Below are 15,044 nucleotides of genomic sequence, written 5' to 3' on the forward strand. Positions count from 1 at the left end.
CCGTTCACTGCCGGTCACTGCTGCGTCCTCGGGTCCTGGGTGGGGTCGGCGAACATACGCGGGCAGCCACCGTCGAACGCATCGGTGCGCAGTTCGTAGTGCCGGGGTTCGTTCCGGTGGATCCGGCACAGCCCGTACTCGGCGCCGTGCTCGGACAGCCACGCCGTCGCGTCGGAGCGCCCGAGGCCGGCCGCGTCTCCGGACACGTGTGGAGACGTCTCCGCGGTGGCCACCCGTCGGGCGGCCCCGTCTTCGGACCCGTACGTCGAGACCGCCTCGCGAAGAAGCCCATCCTGGCACTCCGGGGAACGCCGGACGCTGTTGACGTGGAACTCGACTCCGTCGTCCGCGGCGTCCGTTGCCGCCTGGCGGAGGACCTTGAGCAGATCCGCATCGAGGTTGACCACGGCCGGAATCGCGTCGTCGAAGACCGTCACGCCGTCGGGGACGGCACCCTCCGCCTCGCCGGGCGCTCCCCGGTGCTCACCGCGAGACGCATGGGGTGCTGCTTTGGAGGACGGCTTCAAGGGCGGTTCGGCCGGGGATGACGTCGAGAGTGGTGCGGCCGAGGAGGGCATGGCAGCCGAGAGGGACGAGGACTTCGGCACCTGGTAGCCGAGGGCTGCGGAGATCACTGCTGTGACGACGAACAGGCTGACGCCGAAGAGCCGGCGCATCCGGCGGCCCGTTGTTCGCGCTGAGGGCGGTGTTCGATGCATGCCGCCAGTCAAGGCAGCTCGGCGTTGCCGGCACGTATGCGGTTTTCGATATGCCGACGATAGGCACCGACTCGTAGCCTTGATGACATGCGTGTGCTGATCGTCGAGGACGAACCCTTGCTGGCAGAAGCCATCCGCGACGGTCTACGCCTGGAGGCGATCGCGGCCGATATCGCAGGGGACGGTTATACCGCTCTGGAAAGACTGAGTGTCAACACCTACGACATCGCCGTCCTCGACCGCGACATTCCCGGACCGCCCGGTGACGAGATCGCCCGACGCATCATCGCCTCCGGCACCGGCATGCCGATCCTCATGCTCACCGCGGCCGACCGGCTCGACGACAAGGCCTCCGGATTCGGACTCGGCGCGGATGACTACCTCACGAAACCCTTCGAACTCCCGGAGCTCGCACTCAGGCTCAGAGCCCTCGACCGCAGACGCGCCCATGTCAGGCCTCCCGTGCGGGAGATCGCAGGGCTGCGCCTCGACCCTTTCCGCCGCGAGGTCTACCGGGACGGCCGCTACGTCGCCCTGACCAGGAAGCAGTTCGCGGTGCTCGACGTCCTCGTCGCTGCCGAAGGCGGTGTCGTCAGCGCCGAAGAACTCCTGGAACGCGCGTGGGACGAGAACGCCGACCCGTTCACCAACGCCGTACGCATCACCGTCTCGGCCCTGCGCAAGCGCCTCGGCGAGCCCTGGATCATCGCCACGGTGCCGGGGGTCGGCTACCGCATCGACACGCAGGCAGAGCCCGCCAGAGACGACGGCGGAGACCGTGGATAGGGCGTCCTGGACCGGGGATTGGGCGCCTGGGACCCTGGACAGGGCGCCCGGGTTGAGCGTTCGCCTGAAGCTCACCCTCAGCTACGCCGGATTTCTCCTGCTCGCCGGTGTCCTGATGGTCGCGGCGGTGTGGGTTTTCCTGCTGAGGGACCTGCCCGAAGTGAAGGCCGGCGTCGGCGGATTGCAGGTCCGTTCCCAGCTCGCACTCAACTTCGCGTCGGGGGCGGCTGGAGTCATGGCGTGCCTGCTGGTGTTCGGCCTCCTGGGAGGCTGGATCCTCGCCGGCCGCATGCTCGCCCCCCTGACGAGCGTCACGGACGCCACACGGATGGCCGCGACCGGATCCCTCTCCCACCGGATCCGGCTACCGGGCCGCAAGGACGAGTTCCGCGAACTCGCCGACGCCTTCGACGCGATGCTCGCACAGCTCGAAGTACACGTCGCCGAACAGCAGCGATTCGCCGCCAACGCCTCTCACGAACTACGCACCCCGCTGGCGATCTCGAAGGCACTTCTCGACGTGGCCCGCACCGATCCGAACCGTGACACCGGCGAACTCATCGACCGCCTGCACGCCGTCAACACCCGAGCGATCGACCTCACCGAGGCACTGCTCCTGGTCAGCCGCGCCGAGCAGGGATCCTTCACCAGGGAACGCGTCGACCTGTCTCTCCTGGCGGAAGAGGCCACCGAGACCCTCCTGCCCTTCGCGGAGAAGCACGGAGTCACCATCGAGACCAGCGGCGACATCACCCCCACGAGCGGATCGCCCGCGCTCCTGCTGCAGCTGACCATGAACCTCGTGCACAACGCGATCGTCCACAACCTGCCTGGACAGGGCACCATGTGGGTGCATACCAGCGTCCACCCCAAGACTGTGGTGCTCACTGTCGAAAACACCGGCGAGCAGATCACCCCGCAGCGCGTCTCGATCCTCACCGAACCATTCCAACGCGGCACCGAACGCATCCACACCGACCACGCAGGCGTGGGCCTCGGTCTGGCCATCGTCAAAACCATCACCCACGCACACGACGGAACACTCACCCTCACCCCACGTCCTGCCGGCGGGATCCGCATCACTGTCGAACTACCCGCGACAGTCCCGCACGCCGACGACAGGTAGCAAATGCGACCACGCAGCGAGACCAGCCCAACTTCGACATCGCGACCAGCTCATCAGCGGCACCTCGCGCAGCCGCTGCCAGTCGCCGGCTCATTCCGGTCCCGCAGCCGCCTCCCATACGTCCTGCCCGAGCCGAACCCCAGGTCGTGCGGCAGGTACTGCCACTGGATCCCGGTGCGCAGCACGTACAGGATTCCGCGCCGAACCTCTCGGGCCGGCCACGGCATACGGCCCGCGTAGTGAGCGCCGCTCCCCGCTGCGACGACAACGGGCTACGGGCCGGGGCGGAGGGTACACGAGCGGTAACGATATGCTCACTCGGTGGGCCGGAGTCCCCGTCGTACCGTCGTCAGGCTGTCGGAGGATCGGGGAAGGGCCGGTCCGGTCGAGTGCGGAGCCAGGGGAGGCGATGGGATGCGGCAGGCGGGCGTGCTCGATGTCGGGTGCCACAGTGCTCTGTTGACGGTGGTACGGCGGCGTCCGGGTCCAGTGCTGGAGCCGGTGCTCTCCCACAAGGTGCGACTGAGGCTGCACGAGACACTGGACCGCAAGGGGCGGTTGGACAAAGCCGGCATGCAGAGCGTCGAGCGGGCAGTGGCCGAGGCCGTCGCCGCGGACTCGCGTCTGCGCGGGACGGACGTCTTCGCATTCGCGACCTCGGTCATCCGGGACGCACCCAACCGAGACGAGATCATCGCGCGGGTGGCACGCACCACGGGCACCCGCCTGCGCGTACTGACCGGCGAGGAAGAAGCGCGGCTGGCCTACGTGGCCGCCCGCCAGTGGGCAGGCCCGACGGCCGGGCAGCTGCTGGTTCTGGACATCGGCGGCGGCACCGTGGAGATCGCCTCCGGCGTCGGAGAGCAGCCCCACACCGTCCACTCGATGCCGCTGGGCGCCCGGCGGATCACCCGTGACTGGCTCCCCGGCGGCACAGCACCGTCCCAGCGCCGCCTGGCCGAGATCCGGCAGCATCTGCGCCGGACCCTGGAAGCCGTCCCCGGCCTGCCGCAGGCCGAACCGGGCGGGCGGGTGCTGGCCTCCTCCAAAACCTTCGAACAGCTCGCCCGGCTGGCCGCCGCCCAGGGCAGGACACCGCGAGACAGACGGCAGCTCGCACTACCCCGGCTGCGCACGTCGGTCTCCCTGCTGGCCGAGGCGGGACCGTCCCGCCGTGCCAAACTGCCCGGCATCTCCCGCCACCGCGCCGAACAATCCCTGGCCGGAGCCCTGATCGCACAGGCCCTCATGGAGGCTTGCGGAGCCAAGCACGTCGAGATCTGCCCCTGGTCCACCCGGGAAGGGCTCCTGCTCGAACGCCTCGGCGTGCCCTACACCACCAGCGGGCGCCCTCGCCTGGCCGGCTGAACCCAACGGGCCGTCCAAAGCGCAGAGCGGTACGTCACCGCTGCCAGGGGCGGGCCCAGCGGGTGGCAGACCGCTTGGTGTCGAGGATCAGGGCGTGAGCATCGCACTGGGCGGTGAGCGCGTGCGGGGCGGTGAGGGTGTACAGCGCCGTCGAAGTGCCGCCACTGCCGGTGCAGACCAGGGGCCCATGGCGATCTGCCCTGAGAACAGTTCACTCACGGGCGATGACTTTCCTCCGGGGCTGCGGTCTCCTCCTTGAACGCCCTGCCGGACGCCACCTGTTCCGGCCAGGTGCGACGCAGAGCACCACCCGTGACAGGAGACGCTGCCGCATGACTGATCCGAGGCTGACAGCAGACCGCAGCCGGAGGGCTGAGGTCTGGCCCCTGATCCACGCTGAGCGAGCGGCGCTGGCGGCTGACCTCGCAGACCTGACTGTCGAGCAGTGGGCAACACCGTCGTTGTGCACCGAATTGGCGGTGCGTGAGGTGCTGGCACATCTCACCGCGGGCGCGAGCCTCAACTCCGTGCGCTGGCTGGCGGGTGTGATCCGCTGTCGGTTCGACTTCGACAAGCAGGTGGCCATGCGGCTGGCCGAGCAACTGGGCGCCACCCCGGCCGAGACGCTGGAGAGATTCCGGCGCGTGGTCCCGAGCACCACCAAACCGCCTCTCCCTTCCATAGCCATGCTCGGCGAGACGCTCGTGCACGGAGAGGACATCCGGCGCCCGCTGGGCATCGGCCGCGAGTACCCGATCGAGGTGGTGACGCTGGTGGCCGAGTACTACCAGGGCTCGGACACTGTGGTCGTGGCCAAGGGACGCATCGGCGGCCTGAGACTCGTCGCGAACGACGGCCCCTTCACCACCGGTTCCGGACGGCTCGTCTCCGGCGCCACCTTGGCCCTCGTGATGGCGATGACCGGGCGCTCGACCTACTGCGACGATCTCGAAGGCGACGGCGTCGAACTCCTCCGCGGGCGCTGCGGCATCGCCTGACTGCGCTGAGTCAGCCTGGCCAGAAGGAGCCTCGCGGCGGAATTTTCGTTGAGCCGGCCGGCCACGGAGCGGGCTGACCGACAAGGTTGGCTGACCGACAAGGCTCCCCGGCGAGCTCGCCTTACGCCAGTAGTCGAGTCGACCGCGGTGATCGCAGCCGTCAACGCCCTGAATTCGGTTGTACGTATGTCCAGTCGTTGCGGCACATGACGTTGGTGAGACAGGCCGGTGCCGGGGAAAGCGAGGTGCCTCGACGGGCGTCGGTCGGGTAGCGTGCGGGCCATGTCGAGTCCTGAGTCGGACAAGGTGGGGGCTTTCGGTCACGCCGTCAGCCCCCTGAACCACTGAGCCCGTAGCCCTGTCGTCGCGCCGCATTTCTGTGGCGGACGGGTGTGCCCAGGGGCTGGCCGCGGTGACGAGATGACCTTCTCGTGCTTCTCCTCACCTCGGAGCCATCGATGCCTTTTCCGCTGTACCTGCTTGCCATGGCGGTCTGTGCCATGGGCACCTCGGAATTCATGCTTGCCGGCCTCTTGCCGGACATCGCCTCCGATCTCGACGTCACAGTCGGGACAGCAGGCTTGCTCACCTCGGCCTTCGCGATCGGCATGATCGTCGGCGCCCCGCTCGTGGCCGCGCTTGCCCGCGACTGGCCCAGGCGCTCCGGCCTTCTCGTCTTCATCCTCGCCTTCGCGGCGGCTCACGTCGTGGGCGCCGGCACCACGAGCTTTCCCGTTCTGCTCGCCACCCGGGTCGTCGCCGCGCTGGCGAACGCAGGATTCCTTGCCGTCGCTCTGACGACGGCCGCCGCGTCGGTCTCTCCCCTCAAGAAGGGACGCGCGCTGGCCGTGTTGCTGTCAGGCACGACGGTGGCCACGATCGCCGGTGTCCCCGGTGGGTCGGTACTCGGCGCGGTGCTTGGCTGGCGGGCCACGTTCTGGGCCGTCGCCGCTCTCTGCCTGCCTGCGGCCCTCGGTGTCCTGAAGGGGATCCCAGCGGGACGTACGAAGGACGAGGCGACTGGCGGGCCGACCTTGCGAGCGGAACTCGCCCAGCTCACGAGGCCGCGGTTGATCCTGGTGATGCTGCTCGGCGCACTGGTGAACGCGGCGACGTTCGGGAGTTTCACCTTTCTTGCTCCCGTCGTGACCGACACCGCCGGGCTGAGCCAGTTGTGGATCTCTGTCGCTCTCGTGCTCTTCGGCATCGGATCCTTCGCCGGCGTCACTGTGGCCGGCCGGCTGTCCGACCACCGCCCCCACCTTGTTCTCGCAGCCGGCGGTCCACTGCTGCTCGTCGGCTGGCCGGCCCTGGCGGTGCTGGCCGACAAGCCGGTCGCTCTGCTCGTCCTCGTGTTCGTCTTGGGCGCGCTGTCGTTCGCGCTGGGCAGCACCCTGATCACGCGGGTCCTCTACGAGGCGGCAGGAGCCCCCACCATGGCCGGCTCCTACGCGACCGCAGCACTCAACGTCGGCGCCGCCGTCGGACCACTCGTCGCCGCCACCACCCTCAGCACCGCAGCCGGGAACGTGGGGCCGCTTTGGGCAAGCGGGCTCCTGATCGCTGTCGCGCTGCTCATCGCATTCCCCGTCCGCACTGTGATCGCGGCCCGCCACAGCACCGACGTGCTCCGGTGACGCCTGCGAACCCCCGCTTGAACATCGGGGGACGCCGAAGGCTCCCGGAGCGCTGCCGCACACGCCCGACCCGGCACGTCGCCGCCGACACCAGCGTCTCCCGCACTTGCCTGTCCACGTGGAAGAACCGATACAGCACCTACGGCGAGACCGGGCTGCAGGACCGCTCCAGCGTCCCGGTGCGATCTGAGCCCAGCGAGCTACCGAGCTGCACGACCGGGGGCCGCGGTTCGCGGTCCCGGCGGGCGACTACGGTTGCGCCAGCCTGCTGGGACGGCACGCTAGTCATCGGCGATGCGTCCACAATGCGGTGTCCGGCCTGTTCCTTCGGCCAGGACGTCGCCGAGGCCGACGTCAGCGCCGCCGTCATGGGCGGAGTCGTCGCCGCATCCGCCGTACTCGGGCGCGTCGCGCTCGACCACCTGCCGCCGCCGGTAAGCGACACTCGATCGAGTCGCAGAACTGCATTTCAAGGACGAGGCGTTGTTGACGGGGCGCAGTTGCTTTTGGGAAGGCCGCACCCTGCCATCCCGGACGATCCTCGAGGACCGCCAGCCCTGCGCGGAGGCCGAGGGCGGAGGCCACCTCATTCACGTCGTGCACCAAGCCGCAAAGATCACATGTGGGGTGACGTGCGCGAACGCCGGGCCGGCAGCCGGCGCCGCGCGTCGTCCCCCGACGCGCGTCCCCATGCGGTCAGTTCGCCGCGAGGACCCGTTCGAGCGTGGCGTAGCCTGCCGGTTCCCACGTCGGTTTACCCCCTGGCAGACCGAGCCTGCCGTTTCGTCCGATGTCGATCAGGCCCAGGGCGCGCAGGACGGCCCAGCCGCGGGCCCGGGCGATGGTGGCTTCGTCGGCGTGCTCGTAGGCGTCGAAGAACCGATCCGCCGCCCCGGCAGGCAACAGGATCCAGGCAGCCGAAAGATCGGTCGCGGGATCGCCTGCGCACATTTCGCCGAAGTCGATCACCCCGGCGAGCATCCCGTTCCGGACGACCGCGTTTGCCGGATGCAAGTCGCCGTGCAGCCAGAGTGGCGCGCCCTGCCAAGGAGCCGCTGCGATGGCCTTCTCCCAGACCTCCCGTGCGGCGTCAGCGGTAGCGTCGTCGTTGATGACCTCGAACCAGCGGTCGCGCTGCACCGGCAAAACGGCCAGAGGGACGCCGCGCGTAGGGTTGGCCGGGGCGTCGGCGGGCGCCTTGTGATGCAGTACGCCAAGGAACTTTGCGAGGATTTCGGCCGCATCGACGCGGGTGATCGGCGCGTGATCGGCCGGCTCCCCCTCGACCCAGCGCGCGATCGTCCAGGTGTGCTCGAACAGGCTCGACGGCTTGCCGATCCGCATCGGAGTGGGCGTCGGCAGCGGCAGGAGCTTCGCCAACACGGGCAGCCATGTCTGCTCAGTGTGCAGCAGGGCCGGCGCACGCTCGGTGCGCGGCAAGCGGACGGCCAACTTCTCCCCTAGGCGCCATTGCTGGTTGTCCCAGCCTCCGTTGACGTCCCGAAGCTCGAGGCCTGCGAGATCCGGATGCTGGTCCCGCAGTAACGCCCGCACCAAGTCCTGCTCGAACGTGAACTCGTCCATCAATGAGCCTCCGATCACCGGTATGCGCAGGCACGCTAGCACCGGCCGAACACGGCAGACGGAGGTTACGTACGCCCTGGGCCGGCTGACGACGTCGGCGCCGCGAATCACCGGGAGGCACTACTGACAGTGACCCGGAGGCCTGTCCCGGCAAGCCGGTCGGCGTTGCGAACCTGGCGGTGACGCGGCCAGGTCCTCGCCGGAGAGGTCGAAGGCGGTGCCGTGGACCTTGACCATCGGCTGCTGGATGTCGAACTGGCACAGCCGCAGGGTCGCGTGCCAGGTGCCGAGGAGGGTCTCGATGGTGGCCTGGTTCGAGCCTTCGGGGGTGTAGTGGTCGGCGGGGACGCCGGCGGTGACGGCGACGACGGCCTTCTCGCCGGCCGGCTGCGAGGCGCAGCCGTTCATGGTGAAGGCCCAGCCCAGGGTGAAGACCTTGTCCTGCCACTGCTTGAACAGTGGGGTGGTGTCGTACCAGAACACCGGGTGCTGGAAGACGATCACATCGTGCTCGGCCAGCAGTGCCTGCTCCGCGGCGGTGTCGGCCGACGACTCCGAGCCGACCGACACGTCCCAGCCAGCCGACACGTCCGAAGCACCCGACTGACCGACCCATGACGGCGTTCCGGAAGCACGCGGTTGCGGCGCAACCGGACATCCCAGCGCACAGGGAGACCCGGTCCGAGGTGCTGCGGAGTGTCGTGCTCTCTCGCCGCGCGGGGAGAATCGCTGTGACGCGGCTCCCCCGACGCGGATCGTCCACGGCAACTCCCAGCCGACGGCTCCAACGACAGCGGAAACGGGTGGCGGCAGCCAGTTCCGTACCCTGTCAGCATGCGCATGCGCCCCACTGTGAGCTGGACCCCTACCGCGGACCTGCCGCCGGGCACCACAAATCTGGAGCCGGTCGCCGGTGTGCTGAGCACTGGTGGTGTGCTGGTGCTCAGCGGGGCGGGCATCTCCACGGAGTCGGGCATCCCCGACTACCGAGGCCAGGGCGGGAGCCTGAGCCGGCACACTCCGATGACCTACCAGGACTTCACCGCCGGCACCCAGGCCCGCCGTCGGTACTGGGCGCGCAGCCACCTCGGCTGGCGCACCTTCGGCCGTGCCCGTCCCAACGCCGGACACCGGGCCGTGGCCGCGTTCGCACGGCACGGCCTGCTCTCGGGTGTGATCACCCAGAACGTCGACGGCCTGCACCAGGCCGCCGGCGCCGAGAGGGTCGTGGAACTCCACGGAAGCCTGGCTCAGGTCGTCTGTCTGTCCTGCGGCGCCTTCAGCCCGCGCCGCGAACTCGCCCGGCGGCTGGAAGAGGCCAATGCGGGCTTCGAACCGGTGGCCACCGGAATCAACCCGGACGGCGACGCCGACCTGACCGACGAACAGGTCGGAGACTTTCGCGTGCTGCCCTGCACGGTCTGCGGAGGCATCCTCAAGCCGGACGTGGTGTTCTTCGGCGAAACCGTACCGCCGACACGGGTCGAGCACTGCCGCAGACTGGTCGATGAGGCGGCCTCACTGCTTGTCCTGGGCTCCTCACTGACGGTGATGTCCGGGCTGCGGTTCGTCCGCCAGGCAGCCCAGGCCGGGAAGCCGGTGCTGATCATCAACCGGGACCCGACCCGGGGCGACCGGCACGCCGTCACCCGAGTCGAGCTCCCGCTGGGAACAGCCCTCTCCACCCTCGCCGGCCGACTGGGCATCCCCGTCGACGACGAGGCGACCCCCGGGCGAGAGAGTGACGATGACAGGCGTCACCGGAGTGCATCGCATCAGCCCTGAATCCCCACCCCTGCTCCCACGCGAACGCTGTACTCGTAGACAGCCGCGGCCTCGAGCGCCTGCCGAAACGAGAGGGCGAGAGCCGCGCCGCAGTTCCTCGACGAGGCCGACAGCCGCGAACCCGACTGCCGTGTGTGAGTGATTGTTCGTCCAGGGCTGTGCGAGTTCCGCACCGCGCCGGAACGGGATCTGACCGCCTGTCCCGAACCTGACTGCCTTTCACATGGAGCCATCGAGCGCTAGTGTCCGGGTGCAGCGAGTGGACCCACGAGGAGTTGCACACATGGTCGGTCACCCGAGCGCGCGTTGACGTTGTAGGCCGATCGGCCTGTCATCGCGTGCTGCCCTTTCTGTTGCGGCACAGCGAGCCTTCTCCTGCCTGAACCGTCGGCGCACCTGTCGTGTGCCCGGCAGCGGGCCTCGTTGTCGGCAACCCGAAGGATCCCCGTGCCGTCCCTTTCCTCCGCTGTGTCCGATTCCGGTCGCCCGGTTCCGTCAAGCCTGTGGCGGGACGGTGACTTTCGCAGACTCTGGGCGGGGCAGACCGCCTCCCAACTCGGGGAACACACAGCCCTGGTTGTGCTTCCGCTTTTCGCCGTGCTGACGCTCAACGCCAGTGCCACCCAGCTCGGCGTCCTGCGCGCCGTGGGTCAGATGCCGATCCTGTTGCTCTCGCTCTTCGTCGGCGCATGGGTGGACAGGTGGCGCACCCGCACGGTGATGGTGCTGACTGACGCCGGCCGGACTCTTGCCCTGGGCGCCGCCGCCGCGGCCGGCCTCTTCGGCTGCTTGGGCCTGCCCGCGCTATTCATGACCGCCTTCGCCGTCGGGGTCCTGTCCGTGTTCTTCGACGTGGCATACCAGACGTCTCTCGTACGTCTGGTGCAACGCGATCAGCTGGTACGGGGCAACAGCGCGCTCGAGGGCAGCCGGTCCGCGGCGCAGATCGGCGGTCCCGCCCTCGGCGGTGCGTTGGTGTCCCTGCTGTCGGCGCCGATCGCTGCCGCCTCCAGCGCGCTGTTCTTCGCGCTGTCGTTCCTGTCGATCCGACGGATCCGTCGGATCGAGGCAACACCGGAGTGCCTGGAACGTCCCCCTCGAGTCTGGCGGCGGATCCTTGAGGGCCTACGTTTCGTCGTCCGCGATACCTGCCTGCGGACTGTGTGCCTGGCCTCGGCCGCCTTCCAGTTCTCGTTCGCGGCCGTAATGACCGTCTATCTGCTCTTCCTGCCGCGGCAACTGCACCTGTCCGGCACCGCCGTCGGGCTGGCACTCACGGCAACGGGACCAGGCGCGCTCCTGGGATCCATGCTGGCCGCCCGCCTGCCGAACCGGTTCGGGTACGGCCCGGTACTCGTTGCCGCGGCGGCACTCGGCGACGGCGTGTTCTTGTGCGTGCCCGCGCTGCACGGTTCGTCTGCGGTGACCGTTCCCGTGCTCATGGCGATCAACTTCGTGTTCGGGGCCGGCGGCCAGTTGGTGAATGTGGCGATCATGACGGTCCGGCAAAGTGTCACCCCAGACGCGATGCAAGGCCGCGCGGCCGCGACGATCACGTTCGTCGGCATGGGGTTGTCCCCACTGGGCTCCCTGCTCGGCGGGTTCCTCGCTGAGGAGTGGGGGCCGCGGACCAGTCTCATGGCGGCGGCCTCAGGCATGATGCTGTCCCCCCTGGTGATGGCTTTGTCCCCGCTCGCACGCCTTGGACGGACTCTTCCGGCCGAGCCGGAGACGCCCTGACGGCCGGTCGCCCCGATACCAACTCGTGGTGCCGAGGCCTGCGGTGCTTGATCGGGCCCCTGTCATGAGACAGACGTGGCAGCTCGCAGGAGCGGTGAGCCAGTCGTGTAGAAGGAAGGCCGACTCGCCTTCGAACGGCTGCAGGTCGGACTTTATGAACTGCGGCGTCTGCGCCGCGCGGACCAGTTGACGGCCAAGAGACACGACCACAAGAGAATTTGACAGGCCGCCACCGCGATGCTCGCCGTACTGGCACCGTCGGTCACTCGCCACACCAAAAGGCCGGTACTTATGCAGAGCATCGGCCAGTAGAGCCATGGCCCCCACCGGGCACCCGGCCTCACCCACGACGGCGGGGGCAGAGAACTCGAACGCTGTGGCATACAGGTCTCCCTTCCCCTGGTCACCTCTGGCAGTGAGTGGCGCGGCCCGTCAAGTGCCAGACCTCAGGCATTCACCTGACGGCGAGCGGTCATCCTTCGAGGAGCGGCGTGGTGCGCCGGCTTGTCCGCGTCGGCACCCTGAAGGCGCCGCAGCCACAGGGACGTCACGGACAACAGGCCGGTAAAGACCAGCAGGAAGAGGCCAGACACCCACATCTGTCGACTGCCGGGATCCTCCCGCCCCAGCCAGGCAGTTGATGCCGCCCACATCAGGACGGCTGCCGTATAGAAGGTGCGCATCCTGTGCAGTTGCCGCGCGGCCCGCAAGGACGTGGAGTGGTCATTCTTCGGTGCCATGCCGCCCCGTGTACCCCGGCACTCGCGTTTCACCAGCTGAGTTCACGCCCTGTCGGAGGCCACGAGGTGGGGTGAGGCGCCATCACGGGCCTCACCCCACCTGAAGGTTCCGCTCTGTCAACGTCTGCGGCTCGACCAACCACTCCCGATGCCCGCGACGTGCAGGGCCAGAAGCATCAGGCCCAGCAGCATGACGTTCGTGGAAGCGAAGACATCGTTCGTCGTGATCTCGGCAGCGTTGATCAGGAACGCGATGAAGAACAGTACTGCTGCGGCTATACCAAGCATGGAGCGGTTCCTCTCGAATAGGTGAGGCCCGTATGCCCCCGTATCCCCCTGGCAAGCCGTGGATTGTCAGAGATGACGCGCTGCTGCCTGTTGTCTCGCCTGCCCTGTGCCTGCCCCGTGCCTGTCCGGTGGGGCCGGGACTCGGGCGCACGCGCTCGCTCACGCGGGCGGCCTGCTGACGCCCAATTGCCGGAGCCCCTTCCTGGAAGAAGAGCCAGTGGCGTGGTCGGACGGGACGGGGCCGTTGACGAGCCTCGGCAAAACCTGGCGAGCGGCCTCCTCACCCGCCCGAACGCGCCTGCGTGACATATCCAGCGTCCGATGCGCTGTAACGGATAAGCCGTACCTACGGCTCGCAAGACCCGTTCCCCCCGCGCGGGTCATTGCTCCCGGGGCGGGAAGGCGCATTCCCCCCGTCGCCTGCCCGCCCCGCGCTTCCCTTCCCTTCCAGGCTGCGGACTGTCCCGTCAGAACGGGTCGATGTGTTCCGTGCGGACCTGCTGGGCCGAGGCCCAGGTCGCGGCGGCCCGTGCCACGCGACGGCGGCGGGCGAGGCCGGCAGCCAGCCCGCAGTCGCGATGCCCTTGCTGACGGCTCCGAGGCGGCGTGCGTACAGGTTCAGCCCGCCGGAGCCCTCGTCGTCCGTACAGAACAGGAAAGTGCGTGGCCGTCGACCCGGCTACGCGCAATACCTGCTCATTGCCGCTGTTCAGCGCGTGCCGTTGGGAGGCTTCATGCAAGTGGCCGGGCCTACCGGCTGCCGGAGCGGGTAGACGCGGCGTCACGGGCGCGCACATGGGGTACGGACGTGGCGCTCTGATCTACCAAAGAGGGGTACCACGCATGACCAGCCCGCTTATGCAGCAGGCATCGCATGGGCACCACCGCTCGGACCACCGCGATCCGCTGCCTCGGCGCCTGATCTGGCAAGACGGTGCGGCGACCAGCGCAGCAGCCCGTCAGGCAGCTCTCGCATTCCTTGACGAAGCCCGATCCGCGGGCTTGGCCCCGCCGACGGACTGCGCCGCCGAGACGGTCCAACTGGTGGTCAGCGAACTGGTGACCAACGCCCGCCAGCACGCGCCGGGTCCCTGCGGCCTGCATCTGGAACTGGAACGGTCCGCCGCCTGCCGCCTGGCCCGGGTAACGGTCTGGGACACCTCGCCCCACCCGCCCGCTCCCCAGCCCCCCGACCCACAGCGGATCGGCGGACAGGGCCTGCGGATCGTCCAAGCCGTCAGCCGGCGCCTCACCGTGGACGCCCATCCGGCAGGCAAACGCGTCCAGGCAGATATCGAGCTTGCATGAGCGTCCGACCACGGCCCTCCGACCGCAGACCGCGCCCCTCCGCACCAGCATCCTGGGAAACGACGGCCGACCAGCTGGCCGCCATGGCACGCGACCTGCTCGAACAGGATTCGTTACAGGCCACTATGGACCGGATCGCCGCCTACGCGGTGGACCTCGTCGACGGCTGCGACGCCGCCGGCATCCTGACCGTGCGCCACGGCGCGGTGCAGTCCCTGGCTGCCACTGCGGAGGTGGTCCGGAACTCCGACCGGATCCAGGGCGAGCTGGGCGAAGGCCCCTGCTTCAACGCCGTCACCGACGACGAGCCGGTCCAGCGCCTCCCTGACCTCACCACCAGCGCAGACCGCTGGCCCCGCTACGCACCCCAGGCCCGCGCCCTCGGCATAAAAAGCGCCCTGGGATTCCGCCTGTTCACCCGCCACAACACCTTGGGTGCCCTGAACCTCTACTCGTTCCGTCCGCATGCCTTCACCGAGGCCGGCGAACACCTCGGATGGCTACTGGCCTCCCACGCCGCGGTCGCCTTCGCCTACGCGCGCACCGAGGAGCAGCTGACCACGGCCCTGCAGACGCGTCACGAGATCGGAACGGCCCTCGGCATCCTGAGGGAGCGTTTCAACCTCGGTGACGACCAGGCGTTCGACCTGCTGAAGAAGACCTCGCAAGACCTGAACATCAAACTCCGCGAGGTCGCCCGCACGATCCTCAACAACGAAACGATCCCGCACCGGCCGCGTTGACCTTCGATGCCTGCTCGTACGCAGGCTGCCCGGGACGCAAAGCGTTCCGGGCACCTTCGTCGTCATCTTCAGGCACCCCGCCGCCGGTGCGGAAATGGCAGCCCTACGGCTTCTGGGCAGGTGCGGGTCTCAGGCGGGTCAGGCTGCGGCCGTCGGGTTGGCCGACTGGGCGGCGTGGCGGTGTTCGGCGTTGATGCGCTTGGCTTCTTCGAGTTGGTCTTC

14 protein-coding genes and 2 pseudogenes are annotated in these 15,044 nt (G+C 68.8%); 9 read left to right on the top strand and 7 right to left on the bottom strand.

Features of this window, described 5'->3' with window-relative positions; all coding sequences use genetic code 11:
• Positions 1 to 14: 14 nt before the first annotated feature.
• Entirely contained in the window at positions 15 to 677 is a 663-nt protein-coding gene (locus tag ACZ5XS_RS36025; protein ID WP_468658574.1) for a M15 family metallopeptidase domain-containing protein, read from the bottom strand.
• A 129-nt stretch (positions 678 to 806) separates the two neighbouring features.
• On the opposite strand from ACZ5XS_RS36025, the gene ACZ5XS_RS36030 reads away from it, so the two are divergent.
• Complete coding sequence (locus tag ACZ5XS_RS36030) at positions 807 to 1,505, top strand: response regulator transcription factor (RefSeq protein WP_468658576.1); 699 nt, start codon at positions 807 to 809, stop codon at positions 1,503 to 1,505.
• A gap of 34 nt (positions 1,506 to 1,539) precedes the next feature.
• Positions 1,540 to 2,631, top strand: coding sequence for a sensor histidine kinase (locus tag ACZ5XS_RS36035; RefSeq protein ID WP_468658601.1), 1,092 nt, complete (start codon positions 1,540 to 1,542; stop codon positions 2,629 to 2,631).
• 53 nt (positions 2,632 to 2,684) lie between these two features.
• On the opposite strand, the pseudogene ACZ5XS_RS36040 reads toward ACZ5XS_RS36035, so the two are convergent.
• A pseudogene (locus tag ACZ5XS_RS36040) lies at positions 2,685 to 2,864 on the bottom strand (transposase); the annotation flags it as partial.
• A 232-nt stretch (positions 2,865 to 3,096) separates the two neighbouring features.
• Between ACZ5XS_RS36040 and ACZ5XS_RS36045 the strand changes: the two are divergent.
• The 3 genes from ACZ5XS_RS36045 to ACZ5XS_RS36055 all read left to right on the top strand — a co-directional run bounded on the left by ACZ5XS_RS36045 (position 3,097) and on the right by ACZ5XS_RS36055 (position 6,634).
• Entirely contained in the window at positions 3,097 to 3,999 is a 903-nt protein-coding gene (locus ACZ5XS_RS36045; protein ID WP_468658603.1) for a Ppx/GppA phosphatase family protein, read from the top strand.
• Between the two features lie 332 nt (positions 4,000 to 4,331).
• Positions 4,332 to 4,997 (top strand): maleylpyruvate isomerase family mycothiol-dependent enzyme, encoded by a 666-nt coding sequence (locus ACZ5XS_RS36050; protein ID WP_468658578.1) that lies wholly within the window; start codon positions 4,332 to 4,334, stop codon positions 4,995 to 4,997.
• Positions 4,998 to 5,455: 458 nt separating this feature from the next.
• Positions 5,456 to 6,634 carry a Cmx/CmrA family chloramphenicol efflux MFS transporter gene (locus ACZ5XS_RS36055; protein WP_468658605.1) on the top strand — a complete coding sequence of 393 codons (1,179 nt, stop codon included), beginning with the start codon at positions 5,456 to 5,458 and terminating at the stop codon, positions 6,632 to 6,634.
• 696 nt (positions 6,635 to 7,330) lie between these two features.
• On the opposite strand, the gene ACZ5XS_RS36060 is transcribed toward ACZ5XS_RS36055, so the two are convergent.
• Together ACZ5XS_RS36060 and ACZ5XS_RS36065 are read right to left on the bottom strand one after the other, a co-directional pair.
• On the bottom strand, positions 7,331 to 8,218 hold the full coding sequence (locus ACZ5XS_RS36060) for an aminoglycoside phosphotransferase family protein (RefSeq protein WP_468658580.1): 888 nt from the start codon (positions 8,216 to 8,218) through the stop codon (positions 7,331 to 7,333).
• Between the two features lie 120 nt (positions 8,219 to 8,338).
• Positions 8,339 to 8,806 (bottom strand): NAD(P)H-dependent oxidoreductase, encoded by a 468-nt coding sequence (locus ACZ5XS_RS36065; protein ID WP_468658582.1) that lies wholly within the window; start codon positions 8,804 to 8,806, stop codon positions 8,339 to 8,341.
• A gap of 246 nt (positions 8,807 to 9,052) precedes the next feature.
• Between ACZ5XS_RS36065 and ACZ5XS_RS36070 the strand changes: the two genes are divergently transcribed.
• Positions 9,053 to 10,003 (top strand): NAD-dependent protein deacetylase, encoded by a 951-nt coding sequence (locus tag ACZ5XS_RS36070; RefSeq protein WP_468658584.1) that lies wholly within the window; start codon positions 9,053 to 9,055, stop codon positions 10,001 to 10,003.
• Between the two features lie 447 nt (positions 10,004 to 10,450).
• Positions 10,451 to 11,743 (top strand): MFS transporter, encoded by a 1,293-nt coding sequence (locus ACZ5XS_RS36075; protein WP_468658586.1) that lies wholly within the window; start codon positions 10,451 to 10,453, stop codon positions 11,741 to 11,743.
• A gap of 446 nt (positions 11,744 to 12,189) precedes the next feature.
• On the opposite strand, the gene ACZ5XS_RS36080 is transcribed toward ACZ5XS_RS36075, so the two are convergent.
• Positions 12,190 to 12,483: a hypothetical protein gene (locus tag ACZ5XS_RS36080; protein WP_468658588.1), complete on the bottom strand. Its 294-nt coding sequence runs from the start codon at positions 12,481 to 12,483 to the stop codon at positions 12,190 to 12,192.
• 117 nt (positions 12,484 to 12,600) lie between these two features.
• The gene (locus tag ACZ5XS_RS36085) at positions 12,601 to 12,771 is read right to left on the bottom strand and encodes a hypothetical protein (RefSeq protein ID WP_217241233.1); all 171 of its coding nucleotides are present in this window, start codon (positions 12,769 to 12,771) and stop codon (positions 12,601 to 12,603) included.
• 843 nt (positions 12,772 to 13,614) lie between these two features.
• Here ACZ5XS_RS36085 and ACZ5XS_RS36090 point away from each other — a divergent pair.
• Positions 13,615 to 14,079, top strand: coding sequence for an ATP-binding protein (locus tag ACZ5XS_RS36090; protein ID WP_468658590.1), 465 nt, complete (start codon positions 13,615 to 13,617; stop codon positions 14,077 to 14,079).
• Entirely contained in the window at positions 14,076 to 14,822 is a 747-nt protein-coding gene (locus ACZ5XS_RS36095; RefSeq protein WP_468658592.1) for a GAF and ANTAR domain-containing protein, read from the top strand. The genes ACZ5XS_RS36090 and ACZ5XS_RS36095 overlap by 4 nt, the downstream gene beginning before the upstream one ends.
• A 138-nt stretch (positions 14,823 to 14,960) precedes the next feature.
• Here ACZ5XS_RS36095 and ACZ5XS_RS36100 read toward each other — a convergent pair.
• Positions 14,961 to 15,044: pseudogene (locus ACZ5XS_RS36100) on the bottom strand (MerR family transcriptional regulator); the annotation flags it as partial.

The sequence above is a fragment of the Streptomyces sp. NPDC033131 genome (genome assembly GCF_055578365.1).